14 protein-coding genes and 3 pseudogenes are annotated in these 16,338 nt (G+C 36.1%); 9 read left to right on the top strand and 8 right to left on the bottom strand.

The window, feature by feature from the left end; genetic code table 11:
• Window positions 1–525 precede the first annotated feature (525 nt).
• From N6B01_RS02015 to N6B01_RS01995, 5 genes and pseudogenes are all read left to right on the top strand, one after another.
• Complete coding sequence (locus N6B01_RS02015; RefSeq protein WP_262079695.1) at window positions 526–1,443, top strand: RNA polymerase factor sigma-32; 918 nt, start codon at window positions 526–528, stop codon at window positions 1,441–1,443.
• Between the two features lie 659 nt (window positions 1,444–2,102).
• Entirely contained in the window at window positions 2,103–2,366 is a 264-nt protein-coding gene (locus N6B01_RS02010; RefSeq protein ID WP_262079694.1) for a hypothetical protein, read from the top strand.
• A 77-nt stretch (window positions 2,367–2,443) separates the two neighbouring features.
• Window positions 2,444–2,830 (top strand): annotated as a pseudogene (locus N6B01_RS02005) (GDSL-type esterase/lipase family protein); the annotation flags it as partial.
• A 104-nt stretch (window positions 2,831–2,934) separates the two neighbouring features.
• Window positions 2,935–4,914: a type I restriction-modification system subunit M gene (locus N6B01_RS02000; protein ID WP_262079693.1), complete on the top strand. Its 1,980-nt coding sequence runs from the start codon at window positions 2,935–2,937 to the stop codon at window positions 4,912–4,914.
• Between the two features lie 203 nt (window positions 4,915–5,117).
• Window positions 5,118–6,383 (top strand): restriction endonuclease subunit S, encoded by a 1,266-nt coding sequence (locus N6B01_RS01995; protein ID WP_262079692.1) that lies wholly within the window; start codon window positions 5,118–5,120, stop codon window positions 6,381–6,383.
• Window positions 6,384–6,481: 98 nt separating this feature from the next.
• Here the strand turns inward: N6B01_RS01995 and lepA are convergent, their stop codons facing one another.
• Together lepA and N6B01_RS01985 are read right to left on the bottom strand one after the other, a co-directional pair.
• Window positions 6,482–8,290 carry a translation elongation factor 4 gene (gene lepA, locus N6B01_RS01990; protein WP_182418676.1) on the bottom strand — a complete coding sequence of 603 codons (1,809 nt, stop codon included), beginning with the start codon at window positions 8,288–8,290 and terminating at the stop codon, window positions 6,482–6,484.
• A 290-nt stretch (window positions 8,291–8,580) separates the two neighbouring features.
• Window positions 8,581–9,030, bottom strand: coding sequence for a hypothetical protein (locus N6B01_RS01985; RefSeq protein ID WP_262079691.1), 450 nt, complete (start codon window positions 9,028–9,030; stop codon window positions 8,581–8,583).
• 177 nt (window positions 9,031–9,207) lie between these two features.
• Here N6B01_RS01985 and N6B01_RS01980 point away from each other — a divergent pair, with 177 nt between their 5' ends.
• Complete coding sequence (locus tag N6B01_RS01980) at window positions 9,208–9,699, top strand: tetratricopeptide repeat protein (RefSeq protein ID WP_182418674.1); 492 nt, start codon at window positions 9,208–9,210, stop codon at window positions 9,697–9,699.
• Between the two features lie 130 nt (window positions 9,700–9,829).
• On the opposite strand, the gene N6B01_RS01975 is transcribed toward N6B01_RS01980, so the two are convergent.
• Entirely contained in the window at window positions 9,830–10,393 is a 564-nt protein-coding gene (locus N6B01_RS01975; protein ID WP_262079690.1) for an SMI1/KNR4 family protein, read from the bottom strand.
• 191 nt (window positions 10,394–10,584) lie between these two features.
• Here N6B01_RS01975 and N6B01_RS01970 point away from each other — a divergent pair.
• Window positions 10,585–10,701, top strand: a pseudogene (locus N6B01_RS01970) (IS6 family transposase); the annotation flags it as partial.
• A gap of 18 nt (window positions 10,702–10,719) precedes the next feature.
• Here the strand turns inward: N6B01_RS01970 and N6B01_RS01965 are convergent.
• A complete protein-coding gene (locus tag N6B01_RS01965) occupies window positions 10,720–11,265 on the bottom strand; it encodes a hypothetical protein (RefSeq protein WP_262079689.1) in 546 nt (181 codons plus the stop codon).
• Between the two features lie 253 nt (window positions 11,266–11,518).
• Here N6B01_RS01965 and N6B01_RS01960 point away from each other — a divergent pair, with 253 nt between their 5' ends.
• Both N6B01_RS01960 and N6B01_RS15200 read left to right on the top strand, forming a co-directional pair.
• Window positions 11,519–12,136 (top strand): hypothetical protein, encoded by a 618-nt coding sequence (locus tag N6B01_RS01960; RefSeq protein WP_262079687.1) that lies wholly within the window; start codon window positions 11,519–11,521, stop codon window positions 12,134–12,136.
• 11 nt (window positions 12,137–12,147) lie between these two features.
• Window positions 12,148–12,363: pseudogene (locus N6B01_RS15200) on the top strand (recombinase family protein); the annotation flags it as partial.
• On the opposite strand, the gene N6B01_RS01955 reads toward N6B01_RS15200, so the two are convergent.
• The 4 genes from N6B01_RS01955 to N6B01_RS01940 all read right to left on the bottom strand — a co-directional run bounded on the left by N6B01_RS01955 (window position 12,354) and on the right by N6B01_RS01940 (window position 16,276).
• The gene (locus N6B01_RS01955; protein WP_262079686.1) at window positions 12,354–12,917 is read right to left on the bottom strand and encodes a hypothetical protein; all 564 of its coding nucleotides are present in this window, start codon (window positions 12,915–12,917) and stop codon (window positions 12,354–12,356) included. The pseudogene N6B01_RS15200 and the gene N6B01_RS01955 sit on opposite strands and share 10 nt — an antisense overlap.
• A 202-nt stretch (window positions 12,918–13,119) precedes the next feature.
• Entirely contained in the window at window positions 13,120–13,437 is a 318-nt protein-coding gene (locus tag N6B01_RS01950) for a hypothetical protein (protein ID WP_262079684.1), read from the bottom strand.
• A gap of 65 nt (window positions 13,438–13,502) precedes the next feature.
• On the bottom strand, window positions 13,503–13,745 hold the full coding sequence (locus N6B01_RS01945) for a hypothetical protein (RefSeq protein WP_262079682.1): 243 nt from the start codon (window positions 13,743–13,745) through the stop codon (window positions 13,503–13,505).
• 23 nt (window positions 13,746–13,768) lie between these two features.
• Entirely contained in the window at window positions 13,769–16,276 is a 2,508-nt protein-coding gene (locus N6B01_RS01940) for an ABC transporter permease (RefSeq protein ID WP_262080540.1), read from the bottom strand.
• Window positions 16,277–16,338 lie beyond the last annotated feature (62 nt).

The raw sequence follows: 16,338 nt of genomic DNA, 5'->3' as shown, positions 1-16,338 counted from the left end.
CGCCCATACCATCTGCTGGCAACCTTGTTTATTTTCAATTTTTCTTTGCCCCCTTGCCCACTTCAAATATATATTGATTATTCCTAATGTTTAATACTTGACTATTATCAAAAAATTCTTGAATTTTGCCTTTTAACCTTAAAATGCAAGAAAAAAAATCGGCTATTCTTCAAAAAGAATCACATAACGGCCACTCAATTTGAATTTTTTCTGCCTTTATCCCCACCAATCACTGGAATAATTCTTGATAAACCCAAAATTAAATTGGGAATGCATTTTATAAAAATACTAAAAAAGTCAAGTATTTAAGTAAAATCCAATGCAACCATAGCAAGAATTTTTTTAAAATTTCAATTTAATATTTGCCGACTAATAGAATTTGAGTTAAACTTATAGTTGTAATAAATACACTTTAAAGTAGCATGCAACCAAATGATTAAATCAGCGTTATATATGTATCGGTACTATCAACGCTGGTTAAACAGCAGAATTCCCTAATGTTTGATAAGTTTATAAGGGGTTAAAATGCAACAAATTGTTACTAGGGATAAACCAACAGCAAGATTTCGCCCTGGAAAGGGTTACGCAACCATAAGTAGAGACATTGTCCAATGGGCTGTCAATGCGCCTTATCTTGAAAGGAGCCACGAACAGGCTTTGGCCGAAAAATGGAAGGCCTCTCAGGATACGCAAGCCTTACATGATATTGGTTCTGCCCATATGCGTCTTGTTATTGCGACTGCCAACAAATTTAAACGTTTTAATTTACCGATGGCAGACCTTGTACAAGAAGGTTATATCGGCCTTTTGGAAGCGGCAACACGTTTTGATCCAGAACGTGAGGTGCGTTTTTCTACCTATGCAAGTTGGTGGATCCGCGCTTCTATTCAAGACTATATTCTTAAAAATTGGTCGATTGTGCGTGGTGGAACGAGCTCAGCACAAAAAGCCTTGTTTTTTAACTTGCGCCGTTTGCGCAACCAGCTTAGCGTTGAAGAAGCGCATTTAACCACTGATGAAGTTTATAAAAAACTATCAACCCATTTTGGCGTATCAGTTGGTGATGTTGCAACTATGGATATTCGGCTTTCCGCATCAGACAATTCGTTAAATGCAACAATTGGCAATGATGAGGATAGTACGGCAACCAAAATGGACCAATTGGTTGATTTAGCGCCCTTGCAAGATATGGTTGTAGCTGATGAAATTGATAATGATCGACGCAGCAAATGGCTAAATGAGGCGATGAGTAGCCTTAATGAGCGTGAATTGCTTATTATTAAAATGCGCCGCTTAAAAGAACAAGCTGCAACCCTTGAATATTTAGGCGAGCATCTTGGCATATCTAAAGAACGGGTTCGCCAAATTGAAAGCCGCGCCATGGAAAAACTTCGTGCAGCCTTATTAAAGCAGCATGAGGCAGAAATTTTTACAAGCTGCTAGTTATTAGGCTTTGAAATTGGGTAGACGTACGAGACTTGTGGGGCCGTTTTTTTTTCGTTAAGCATAAAAATAATAAACAAAGCCCCGCAATAAAGAAATGGCTCTAAATTTTTAACAAGTAAAATACATATATCAGTTGGATTAAATGGCAGCTACAAAAAGCTTGCCATTTTTATTTTATCTATGCAAATAATATTGCTATTTAATTGCGCAAGGTAATATTCTATAAATATTACTGATAGCAAAAACTATAATGACGATTACCCATGCGGCCATAATTTACCTTCTGCCTTTAATATATTGATATCATGCTATATTTTAATCACAAAATATTTTATAATCATTAGCTTTAAAAAAGACTGCATCCGATTTGCTATTAAGGCAGACTGCTGCTAACAAAAAGGCAATATATTACCTGTCTTTACACATATTAAAAGCTGTGCATAGTAATTTACCATAGCAAGCGGTAAAAAGGGCTTTAGGTATTTTGAGTTGAAACGGGGACATCTGCCACTCTTGTTTTTTAAAAAGCCATAAAAGTGACAATAAAAAATGTCAAACTGCAAGCCATTGGCCATAAAATAGTGGCCAGATTAGATAGGTAAACAGTGCCATAGGCCTAAAAGGGGCAATCCCGCAAGAGAACATGGATTATAGTGATGTTGCAAAAAATGTATTATGCAAGTTTGGGGTTAATTTTAAGCTTTTTCCTAACCTTTAATGCCCATGCACAAACGGCAAGTAGTCTGCCTGAAAACATTGGCGAGGATCAAGCGACTGACCTTGACCCATCCCTTATTCCCAATAGTCCATTTCGCATCATCGGTTTTGGTGATAACCTCATGCCCGGCTATGAACTTCCACAAGACCAATCTTTTACCGCAGTTTTAGAACAAAAATGCATAGTCAAGGCTATGATGTGATTTTAGATAAAGCCTGAGTATCTGGAGATACAACAACCGCGGGTCTTGCGCGGCTTGATTGGTCGGTTACTGAAGATGCAAAGCTGGTTATTTTAGAACTAGGGGCCAATGATATGCTACGCGGCATTGAACCTGAGGTAACAGAGCAGAACCTAGATGCAATGCTTGAACGCCTTCAAAACCGCAAAATTCCTGTTCTCCTTGCCGGCATGTTGACCGCACCTAATATGGGAGCAGAAAATGCAGAGAAATTTAACGCCATTTACCCAAAACTTGCGGAAAAATATAACATTACCCTTTATCTATTTTTTCTTGATGGCGTAGCAGGACAACGCCAATACCAACTAAGTGATGGCATGCACCCTAATAAGGAAGGTATTGAAATCATGGTCGAGCGGTTTTTGCCATTAATGAAAGCGGAACTGCAAAAACTTGAGATTGCTCCCAAAAAAGCAGATGACTAATATAGAATTTAAGGATTGCATAGGATATAAAAAACTACCATAACAAATTTACAGCGGAATATGAAACTCACTCAATAATAAACCATAAAGGTCTTAAACATTCTATGTATTTATACAATTTAACTAAAGGTTCACCTTATAAATTATCACAATTCTCAGATAAGCAAATTGCAAAAATTGAAAATTCCATCTTTATTAAACAAGATAAAAATGGCAACGCAGTTGTATATATAAAATGTTTGATCAGAAAAAAGGAAATTAAACTAACACCTGAAGAAGCTGTAAGACAATTATACTTAGTTAAGTTGATAGATGAATACAATTATCCAATAACACGCATGGAATTGGAGTACTCCGTTTCGTTTGGTCGTGAAAAAAAGAGAGCCGACATTGTCATTTTTGATAAAGATAGGCGCACAGACCCATTTATAATTATTGAATTAAAAAAACCAAAGTTAAAAGATGGTAAAGAGCAGTTAAAATCGTACTGTAACGCTACAGGTGCGCCTATCGGCATTTGGACCAACGGAGACGCTATTTCGTTTTATCATCGTAAAGATCCTAACTTTTTCGAAGATATACCTAATATTCCGAATGAAAATGAAAAACTATCGGATATTTTAACAGAGCGTTGGACCATCGACGATTTGGTTAAAAAAGATAAGCTGATAACTGAGAAAAAATCTTTAAAAGACCTTGTTCTTGAAATGGAAGATGAAGTCTTAGCCAATGCAGGTGTAGATGTTTTTGAAGAATTATTTAAGCTTATTTTTACTAAGCTTTATGATGAAATGCAATCAGGCAATAATAAACACCGTACTTTACAATTTAGAAATTACGGCGATACTGAGACAGAATTAAAGGAAAAAATTCAAAACCTCTTTAATGATGCGAAAAAAAAATGGGATGGTGTATTTAGCAATGACGCTAAAATATTGCTAACACCATCTCATTTATCTGTCTGCGTTTCTTCATTGCAGGACGTAAAATTATTTAACTCCAACCTAGATGTGGTAGATGAAGCTTTTGAGTATTTAATTAGCAAATCAAGCAAAGGTGAAAAGGGACAGTATTTTACACCACGCTATGTTATTGATATGTGCGTAAAAATGCTGAATCCTCAAGCACATGAGACAATTATAGATACAGCCTCGGGAAGTTGTGGCTTTCCTGTTCATAGTATTTTTTACGTCTGGCGAAATATTTTAAAAGAGAAAAACATTGAAATCAGTTATCTATTTAGCCTGGAAAAAAAGCCTCAAGAATGTACAGATTACGTTGAAAATAATGTATTTGCGATTGATTTTGATGAAAAATCAGTGCGTGTTTCTCGTACGTTAAATTTAATAGCTGGCGATGGACAAACAAATGTACTGCATTTGAATACACTTGATTATGAGCGTTGGGATGAAAACACCAAAGACGAAAATTGGCTTGATACTTATAATACTGGTTGGAAGAATCTGCGCAAATTAAGACAATCACCAAAAAGTAATCGTGATTTTAACTTTGATATTTTGATGGCAAATCCGCCTTTTGCTGGCGATATCAAAGAAAGTCGCATTTTAGCCAAATATGAACTAGGAAAAAATGCTAAGGGAAAAATGCAAACGAAAGTTGTGCGTGATGTGTTATTTATCGAACGAAATTTAGATTTTTTAAAACCGGGAGGAAGAATGGCCATAGTTCTTCCGCAAGGTAGATTTAACAATAGTACAGATAAATATATTCGCGATTTCATTGCTGAACGTTGTAGGATTCTAGCAGTAGTAGGATTACACGGCAATGTCTTTAAACCCCATACAGGCACAAAAACAAGCGTTCTTTTTGTACAAAAATGGGATGAAAAACTTTGTCCTAAACGCGATGATTATCCAATTTTCTTTGCAACGATGCAAGAGCCAAGCAAAGATAATTCAGGTGACAAAATATTTATTAAAAATGCTGATGGCAGCCATAGGCTTGATGAGCATGGTCATCTCATAGTTAAACATGACTTATATAATCATGATGACTTAACTCAAGATGGCATAGCGGAAGCCTTTATTGAATTTGCCAAAAAGGAAAAATTAAGTTTTTTTTAAACAGCCCTTTTGATGAAGCAAAATATGAGGCTTCATTAAAAGGGCTGGAAATCAGGGAGGTTTATCTTTCTGATGTAAATAAAAATAAGGATAGGAGAATTGATTCAGGTTTTCATACCGATGCTCCTCAAAAAAACGATAAATTAACATATAAGAAAATTGGTAGTGTCATATTGTCAAGTCAATATGGATTATCTATTTCCATGTCTGAAGAAAAAAAAGGGTTTCCTATTTATAGAATGAATGAAATCCACTCTATGTTATGTGACTTAGAAACTAATAAGTATATTGATTTACCTTTTACGGAAGTTAAAGCATATTTATTAGATGATCGAGATGTTTTATTTAATAGAACAAATTCATATGAATGGGTCGGCAGAACAGGAATATACTATAAACACGACAATTTAGAAAGGACATTTGCTTCCTATTTAGTTAGATTTATACCTGACCCCAATATAATTACTCCAGAATATTTGACATGTTATTTGAATACTCGACAAGGTGTACGAGATTTAAAACGAAGAGCTCGCGAATCTATTAATCAGACAAACATAAATCCAGAGGAGGTAAAAGAAGTTGAAATTCCTATACTTTCAGCCGAGTTACAAAATATAGTTAGTTACAATTTGCACTTAGCACATAAACAAAGAACTAGCGCGATTTTATTATACCAGCAAGCAGAAGATATTTTATTAGAAGAGTTGGATTTGAAGAATTTCAAACCAAATCAACAAGCTATTAATATTAAATCAAATAAGGATTCCTTTGAAATAACAGGACGCTTAGATGCAGAATATTATCTGCCCAAATATGAAGAAATAATCAATCATATAAAAAGTATACATCACAAACTATTAAAAGAATTAGTTATAATAAAAAAATCAGTTGAACCGGGTTCCAATGCTTATGACACTGAAGGTATTCCATTTATTCGCGTTGCTGATTATAATAAAATAGGCATCAGCGAGCCTACTCTGAAACTTAAAAAAGATTACTATAACGCTAACAAAGAACGGTTAGACGACTTGATGTTGAAGAAGGATACTATTCTTTTATCAAAGGATGGTAGCATTGGTGTTGCCTATTTAATGACCGAAGATAGCAACTCAATTACTTCTGGTGCAATTTTACATTTAACAATTCAAGACGATAATATCTTACCCGAATATTTAACCTTAGTTTTAAATTCTAAAGTCGTACAACAACAAGCAGAAAGAGATTCTGGCGGCTCTATCATTGATCATTGGCGTATAAGTCAAGTACAGGATACAATAATTCCAATTTTAAACATTGAAAAACAACGTTCGATTTGTAACCTTGTAAAACAAAGTTTTGCGTTAAAATCTCAAGCAGAGAATTTGCTAGATATAGCCAAGCAAGCGGTTGAAATAGCAATTGAATGTGATGAAGAAACCGCAATGGAATTCATAACACAAAATACTAACAAAATGAATTTTATAAACTAAAAATAGAAGTCGCTTAATATAGCGATTAGATCAATAAAAAACGCTAAATAGCAGCTTTGCCATTTAGCGTTTTAATGAATTTAGCAGAGACTGAAAGCCTAATTATCGCCCATTTTAAGCGCTTGGATAAAGGCTTCCTGAGGAATTTCCACCTTACCAAATTGACGCATGCGCTTTTTGCCCTCTTTTTGCTTATCAAGCAATTTACGCTTACGGCTAACGTCACCACCATAACATTTAGCGGTCACATCTTTACGTAAAGCGCGAATGGTTTCACGAGCAATAATCTTGCCGCCAATTGCCGCTTGAATCGGGATTTGGAACATATGTTGCGGAATAAGGTCTTTTAGCTTTTCACACATGACGCGGCCACGCTTTTCCGCCGCGGTGCGGTGCACCAACATTGACAGCGCGTCCACTGGCTCAGCATTGACCAAAATCGACATTTTTACAAGGTCGCCTTCACGATAATCAGTAATTTGATAATCAAATGAAGCATAGCCCTTGGAAATAGACTTCAAGCGGTCGTAAAAATCAAAAACCACTTCATTTAATGGCAAATCATAAGTGACCATAGCACGAGTGCCAACATAGGATAGGTCAACCTGAATACCACGACGATCTTGGCAAAGCTTTAAAATAGCACCCAAATATTCATCTGGCGTTAAAATAGTTGCTTTAATCCAAGGCTCTTCAATCGAGGTAATCTTGATAATATCCGGCATATCAGCAGGATTGTGCAATTCCTTCTGGCTACCGTCTAGCATATTCATGCGGTAAACAACCGATGGCGCTGTAGCAATCAGATCAAGATTAAACTCACGCTCCAAACGCTCTTGGATAATTTCAAGATGAAGAAGCCCTAAGAAACCACAACGGAAACCAAAACCAAGTGCGGCGGATGTTTCCATTTCAAAGGAGAAGCTTGCATCATTAAGGCGTAATTTACCCATTGCGCCGCGCAAATCTTCAAAATCTGCCGCATCAACCGGGAATAGACCACAGAAAACAACGGGTTGCGCAGGTTTAAAGCCTGGTAGTGCATCTTCACAAGGGCGGCGATCTTCAGTAATGGTATCACCAACGCGCGTATCAGCAACTTCTTTGATGGACGCTGTGATAAAACCAATTTCACCCGGCCCCAATTCATCCATTGCCAACATTTTTGGGGTAAACACGCCCACACGCTCAACCGGATATTTTGCGCCAGTATCCATCATGCGGATAGTTTGACCTTTTTTCAAAACGCCATCAATAACCCGCACAAGCACAATAACGCCAAGATAGGCATCATACCAACTATCCACTAACATGGCTTTTAGCGGCTTGCTTGCATCGCCTTCCCGTGGGGGCGGTAATCTTGTTGCAATTGCTTCCAAAACATCGGCAATGCCAAGACCAGTTTTAGCAGAAATTTCCACCGCATCACTGGCATCAATGCCAATCACTTCTTCGATCTGCTCTTTAACGCGCTCTGGTTCAGCTGCGGGCAAATCAATCTTATTTAAAACAACGACCAATTCATGGTTATTATCAATGGCCTGATAAACATTGGCAAGGGTTTGCGCTTCCACGCCTTGTGAAGCATCAACGACTAAAAGCGAGCCTTCACAAGCCGATAATGAGCGCGATACCTCATAGGCGAAGTCAACGTGACCGGGCGTATCAATGAGATTGAAAACATAGTCTTCACCATTTTTGGCCTTATAATGCAAACGCACGGTTTGCGCCTTAATGGTAATGCCACGCTCGCGCTCGATATCCATAGAATCAAGCACCTGATCCTTCATCTCGCGCGTATCCAGACCGCCAGTCAATTGAATGAGGCGGTCGGCCAATGTTGATTTGCCGTGGTCGATATGCGCCACGATGGAAAAATTTCGAATATGGTCAAGTTTTGTCGTCATAGAAGCGATTTAGCAGGTGTTAACAATAAAGGCAAAGCCCTTCTTAGCAAGTTGGGCATAGATTTGCAGCTTTTCACAGCTTGCTTGCTAAAATATTATGATTTTTAGGCAAGAACATGCAAAACCCCATAAATATTATCAAACAAGCATTAAGCCAATGGCTGCCATTACGCTCTGGCTGATTTGCCAATGAAGTTACCCTACATCTAATATCAGATTCTGTGAGATCAATTTCTTAAAATTTTAGTTACTTGCAAAAAGGTTGGTTATCATGACCTCAAACAGGAATACTATTTTATTAAATAGTCAACCCAAGCATCACTATAATTAAAAATTTCAATTTCATCTAATGATTTACTATTTTCAATTATGTCTTCACATTTAATCGTTACATTTCCTGTCAAATTAATCATCTTTTTTAAAATATTATCTAAAGCAGTTGTAAAGACACTTATTTCTGTAAAACTTATCAAATAAGATGCTAATTTAGCATCTAATTTTTCTGTTGAACAACAATTTACATAGTAAAAAATAGTATTTTTTACATTGTTTGATTTTAAATAATCATCGCCAATTAGGTAGATTAAATGATTTTCAATGTTATTTTGTATAAATTCCTTTAATCCATCATAATCCTTCTTATTTTCAAATTCCATCACCTGATCTCCCATTTCGTCGTTATCCCATAGGCAGAGAAATGGTTCTATTATTTGGAAAAATATTTTTTCGTAAATAATCATTTTTAATTCCTTGTTATAGATTTGGAAAAAGCGCAACTCATTGCACCGCGATATATTTGCAGTTAGATAAGTTAACAATACCTAAAAACTGTGGGTTTAGGGCATAAATGCATATAAATTAAACTTTGCTGCAAGGCTGTAACCCAGTTGGTGTATAATTTTTAAGGAGGAAATGTCATGGCATTTGAAAAAGATATTGCGGATCAGGCTTTTATGAAACGGGAATACGGCTTCCTGATAGAATATTGTCAAAAAGCTATTGGAGAAGACCCTTCAGATTATCAGCCACACGTTAGCATTTCGGATGCTTTCAGCATGTTGAAGATGTATCAAAATGCAATCGACCATGAAAAAATAGCGCTGACATTGCTAAAAGATAATCAACTAAAGGAGAGATATGGAATCTTATATGGTCTTGGTACAGATTATATGAATACTGGATTACTTGATGAAGCCAAATTAGCCTTTATTGAAATTGAAAAAGAACCTTATTTTCAAATAGATTCATATTTTATTCAGCTAGCTATTGCAATCAAACAGGCTAAAATATTGGAGGCTGAACGGCTATTTAAATTGCTGCCTGATGATTTTGTCCGCCATTATATTATAGGCCGCCCTTATACTGATAAAGCCATTTTGCGGCAGGAAATTGACAAGTTGAAAGACTAGGTTCAAGACCCTAGAGGTTTGAAACTTGCAAGGTTTTGTAAAGGTTCGGGCCAATAAAAATACTCTGATGCAATTACTGGATTAGGGTAATTTTCTATATTAAATAAAACCTGTTTCCATTATGAACACTTTATAAATTATAACGTTCTTTTATGACTTCTTCACTATTTAACTCTTTTAACATATCAGTAAAATTTGGTGCTACATAGCCAATTGTATCCCAATCGTTCATTGATGTGCCAAAAGTCCAAACGGATAAATCAGGATGATATAAAATATTACCAAAAGTTTTTGGGCGTAAATCGATAAGTAATGATGACTCATTATCTCTTGAAAGTGGCAGTAAAACTTTAGGAAGGCGCGGGCCAATTTCGTCGTTATAAGGTGATGGATTTTGATACCAGTCTATTGCATTGATTATGGACTGAGCAGATTCAACCAACAAATAAGAACATTCAAGCTTTGAACCACTAATATAATCAACTTTAAAACACGAGCAATCATTAGTTTCAGTTGGAGCAACCATTGAATATTCTAGCATGGAATCAATAAAGTCATCAGATAAATGAGACCCAATCATATCTTCAATTTTCTGTAATTGTTCTCGTGTACTAGGCTCATAAAATCGGGGGCCTGCTGCTTTTCTTTGTAACCAAGCACCATAAACAATTGGATTTATTGCTTCTAGATTCATTTTGTTTCTCCAACCTTTTCGCAAATATTATTCGTAATCTGTATTAACGTTAAAAATAAGAAAACTTGAGACAAATCTAATCCTTGGGCTTTCCTGTTTTAACGAAGCATAGTGGCTCAAAAAATTAAAGAATAAATTATTTCAGCATATAAGCGGTGGTTGAGTAAGGAATGATTTTATACCTAATTTAAATAATACGGCACTTTGATGCGATAATTATTATTCAGGTGGCAGCCAAGTATCTGCGTTATTGTTTAAGCTATAGGGATATTGAGGAGCTGTTATTGGAGCGTGGCATCAAGGTTGACTTGAATTAAACCAATCGTTCATTTATAAATTTCACGCTCCAAAATATTAATTGATCTAAAATCCCTTTTTGTACCCTTGTAAAAAATATAATCTCCAGCTTTAGTTTGGCTTCTACATGTATAATGTTGAAATTCATTTACATCTAAAATATACTTAGCTAGGTGTTTAAATTTTTCGATAATGTTATTTTTAAAATTATCATCTAAATATTTTTCTTTAATTACAAGTTGGCAACTATCATTTGGTCTTTGCTTGTTGCCAGCGAAAATTTTATTGAGAAAATCAAGTTGCACGTCATATTCATACAAATAGTAAGCATCTTTTGCATTATTAGTTATATTTAAAAAATATATATTATCTAAATTTTCATTTAAATTCATCAATTTTTTATTTACTCTATTATATTTTCTATAGGTTTTACTATCATAAGTATTAGATTCATAACCAATATGAGTAATATCCAATCCCATATCAACAAATATTTCATTTGCTTGGTGATTAATTATATTGAATTGACTATCTTTACGGATAGTGCCCCAAAATATATATGAATGAAATAGCATAATCATTAATCCTATTGATGTAAATTAGGTATAGTTGTAATTCTACCTGAACCTAAAACTACTGAGTCATTTTGACAGCATGCTGTGAGTTGACTACCTGCATTTTTCATTTTATCATTTAATTTAACATGTCTTATCAGTTTTACTCGGAACTTTGCGACAAGGCCTATTTTTTATCAAATAGTTTTAATAGGTGGTAAATTATGAAATATTTTTTTAATAATATTTTTTTTTAAATATAAATATATATACATTGTATGCGCAAGGATTAGAAAAGAAACAATATGAACATCTTATTTCTATTTGTGGCGATGTAAATTCTTTTATTAATAACAATAATGGCGAAATTAAAAAAATAAATAAGAAATCTTTTATATATAAAACTATTGAAAATAATAGCATTACCAATAAATATTTAATTAATAATGATTTAGTCTTGGCTGGCGTTAATTATAATAATTTTACATGTATTATTTATAAAATGGATAATAATAAATATATATCTGGTTGGGTTAATAGTAATTCTTTATCTTCAGTAAATATTAATAAATATGACAATAAACATTTAATTGGAGAATGGATTGCATATGATGAGTACAAGAATTTAAATATTGATTTGAATATCACTGATGATAAATTGTATATGTCAGGTGCAAGCTCTTTTAAGGTCAATAACGAAAAAAATTTAAGAAATTACATCTCTGAAGGAAATTTAGAGTATGATAACGGTATATATAAAATCATTGGAGAGGATTTTATATGTGAATATAAATTTTATCTTTACGGTAAGTATTTATCTGTAATTGATTTAGGTAAATGTTTACCTAGCAGTGAATTTTCGTTAAGCGGAATATATAACGGATTAGATTGATACAAATAGTGTCTGGTAGGTTCTTTTTTCATGTGATGGCAAGTTTAGCACAAATGGAACGAGAATTGATTATTGAGCGCACGCGGGCTAGATTAATAATAGCAAAACAATTGGGCCCCATTGGTAGCCGCCTACGTAAAATGAACAACAGCAAATTTAAATCTGCTAACCGTCTTTTAGCCAATGGTGTTCCGCCAAAAGATCTAGCCAAAAAACTTTATTTATAAATTTTACGCTCTAATACTCTAATCGAAGCAATATCTGGAATATCCTCAACTTTCTTTCCTTCTTGATAACTATCAATTGCAAAATGTTTTTCAGTAACAAAGTACTGATACTCATTTTTATCAAGAACGATATTGGCTAATTGTTTAAAAATTGGCAATATTGCTTCTTTAAAATTGTTCGAAATATATTGATTTTTAAGCACAAAATGACAGATATCTCTTTTAGGATTAGGACCAACATGATCATATAGTTTAAAATTTTCTTCTCTTATCCCTATCTGAATGTCAAAATTTGATAATATTTCAGATTCTTTACCCGTATAATCAAATGTTACATATGCAAGGTTATCTATTTCTTCATCAAAACAACGAAGCTTTTTAATCACTCTTTGGTAAGTTCTATAACCTTTACTATCATACTTCTCAGAGTGATATCCGATATGAGTAATGTTTAAATTTAAATGAGAATATATGTCTTTAATATATTCATCAACGGTGTTGAATTGAACATTTTTACGGATTGCTCCCCAAAATGTGAAGGCGTGATAAAGCATACTGTAAACTCCATTCAATATAACCTATCAAAAATGAGGCAGCCAAGTTCCTTTAAAAGGAAAATCTGGCGCAATAAGCTGCCATTTTTCTCCAATTATTGATGTGTAAATTCTATCCTCTACCAGTGAACTGATCCGAAATTAAATATCGCCAAGTTTTATGTGACAAGGATCGTCACAGTGCATTGGTACCCGCTATTTATTAATAAAAATTTTTGTCAACAATACCTTCTTTTTTAATAATTTCCAAAAATTCTAGATAGACAGATTTCGAATGATCAATAAAATCATCCAATAGTTTTTTTTCAATAAGCGCCCAATGAGCAAGCATGGTGCCATTTTCACTTTGGAATAAAACTGTGCGAAAATTGAACGATGGATCAATGACCTCTACTTCATGCAGGTAAATGACATTCATGCCACCAGTATTAGGTCGCAATATACCTAAACTGGTATATTGCGAATTCCAAAAAATTTGAAAAACATTTAAAGTTTCATTATCCGGTGTTTTAACCAACATGCCAATATCCTAATATAGTTTATCTTATATACCTAAATACTGTAAACACAATTCAATATAATTTATCAAAAATGAGGCAACCAAGTTCCTTTAAAAGGAAAATCTGGCGCAATAAGCTGCCATTTTTCTCCAGTTAATTTGCAAATAAAGGTTCGTTGCTGATACAAAGGCAAACGGGTTGAATTTTCATTTACGGTTATTTCTTCAACCATGCCTTCAGCAATTTGAAGCTGCAACCAATTACAAAAGCGTGCATATTCATGAAGCGAATGAAAAGCATCGATTGGATACCAAAGACAATTTTTCATTCGCCCCTCTCTTAGTCTAATTATCACAATTCACGCAGCCAACGCGATGGTTTTTGCCCTAAAATACGCCATGTGCCAATAAGACCAAAACCAACACTTAGCACCAAGGCAGCAACCAAAACCATAAGCCCTGTTTGCGGCAATAGTACTGCATCAAGATCCATACGAAAACGTGCCATAGCAAGCCCTGCCGCACTGCCTGCAATAAAGGCAAAAACCGCGCTGACAACGCCTAAAATTATATATTCATATAAAAAGGCACGAATAAGCACTTTGCGGGTTGCGCCAAGAGTTTTTAGCACCACCGCATCATGGGTTCGGCTACGGTTACCGGCGGACAGCGCACCTGCTAACACAAGAATGGCGGCAAGCAAAGCAATAGAGGCAGAGGCACGCACACCAAGACCAATTTGATCTATAAGCTCTCGTGCATTGGTGATAATATCTTGCACTGATAAAATCGTCACCGAGGGAAAATCCTTACCAATAGCGCGCATTAATGCCACATCTTCAAGCGTGCCATCGCCTTTTTTAAGCGTTCCCATCCAAATATGCGGCGCACCACGAAAACTATTGGGTGAAAAAATCATGACGAAATTCATATTCATCGAATCCCAATGCACTTCCCGCAGGCTAGTAATTTTAGCCGATATTTGCCGCCCTAAGGCGTTAACGGTTATCATGTCACCAAGCTTTAAGCCAAGTGCTTTTGCTTCATCATTTGACATGGATACTTGCGGTGGGCCATCATAATTTTGCGGCCACCATTTGCCTTCTTTTAGTATGGTCGATTGTGGTACATTATCTGAATAGGTAATATTACGATCACCGCGCAGCACCCAACGGCCATTTTCAGCGACATTGGCATCCTTTGCCTCGACATTATTAAGCGCTGTGATACGCGCCCGCAAAGTGGGCATAAGCCGCAATTCACCCTTGGGATCATTTTGAGCGATCAAGGCACGAAATGCCGGCTCTCCATCACTTGGAATATCAAGGAAGAAAAATGCTGGCGCATTGATCGGCACTGTATCGCCAAGTTGCCGGCGCAAATTACCGTCAATCGTCGCAATAGCAACAAGCAAAGTTAGCCCAAGCCCAAGCGCAAGCACAATGGCACTGGTTAAGGAACCTGGGCGATAAATATTGCCAATAGCAAGGCGCAAAGCAGGCGCGCGGACATGGGAAACCTTTTTGGCAAGATATTGGATAATAATCGCCAATAGCCGCAAAACAATGAAAACACCAATAACGGCAATAATGAAAATAGCCGCCATACGCCGATCATAAGCGGTAAAAACCGCCATGAAAGCAATAGAGCCAAAAATCAATGCGACAATAACAAGATAAAGCCGCGCAATTTTAACCTTGCCAGAAAAGCCCATAGCGCGAAAAAGGGTAGTGACCGGAATTTCACGCGCGCGTGCCAAAGGTATTAACGCAAAACCAAGCGTGGTTAGCAAGGCAAAAACTGCACCATTTAATAGGCTAAGGTAGGAAATTGACCAACCACCAGCCAAAGGAAAATAAGAATTTAATATTTGTCCAACAATCGGCGGTATAATCAGCGCAAAAACAAGACCAATAGCAATACCGATAAAGCTCAACAACACGATTTGGATTAAATAAAGCCAAATAACAAAATTACCCGAAGCACCAAGCGATTTTAGCGTGGCAATCACACCGAATTTGGTTTCAAGATAGGCACGCACCGCATTGGCGACACCAACACCGCCAACCACCAAGGCCATTAAGCCAACGAGGGTTAAAAATTGCGAAAAGCGTTCAATATTACTGGTTAAAGCCGGCGTTGCATTGTCGCTATTGCGGATAATCCATAAATTATCAGGAAATTGCTTTTTAGCCGCTTCATCAAATTTGGCAACTTCAGCTAATTTAGCGGCAGGAACCGCTATTTTATAGGTATAGGTAAAAAGGCTGCCCGGTTGTAAAAGACCGGTTTGCTTCATTGCCTCTTCTGACAAAAATACCCGAAGCCCTAATTGAAAGCCTTCCGATAACAAATCAGGCTCATTTTCCACCAAGCCTCTGATTTCAAAATTTGTATTGCCAAGGGTAAGCTTATCGCCAATATTTAAATCAAGGCGCTGGGCTAAAAGCGGCGCAACAACAACACCATAAGTGCCATTGATATTTTTAACTTGGTCATAAAGATTATTGGAAAATTTGCCATCATTAAGCTTAACTTTGACACTGCCATAAAGCGGATATTTGTTGTCAACTGCACGTGCTTCAGCCAGTAACTGGGTTTGGTCACTGCTGCGCCGTGCCATGGTGCGCATCCAAAGGCTAGAAGACACATTGCCCATGCTTTTAAGATAGCTTAATTCTTGTGGGGTTGCTTCCTTTTGCGTCATCGAAACGCGCAAATCACCACCAAGCAATATTTTACCTTGGGTGGCAAATTCTTGCCGTATCATATCAGTAATACCACCAACACCGCCGATTGCCGCAACACCAAGGGCAATGCAGCTAAGAAAAATATAAAAACCACGTAAGCCACCGCGCATTTCACGCAAAGCAAAACGTAAAGCCAGTTTTAAACTGGCAAATTTTGATAAATAATCAACGG

This window comes from Bartonella sp. HY406 (assembly GCF_025449315.1).
Classification (GTDB): domain Bacteria; phylum Pseudomonadota; class Alphaproteobacteria; order Rhizobiales; family Rhizobiaceae; genus HY038.
This window is presented reverse-complemented; position numbering and strand designations above follow the sequence as displayed.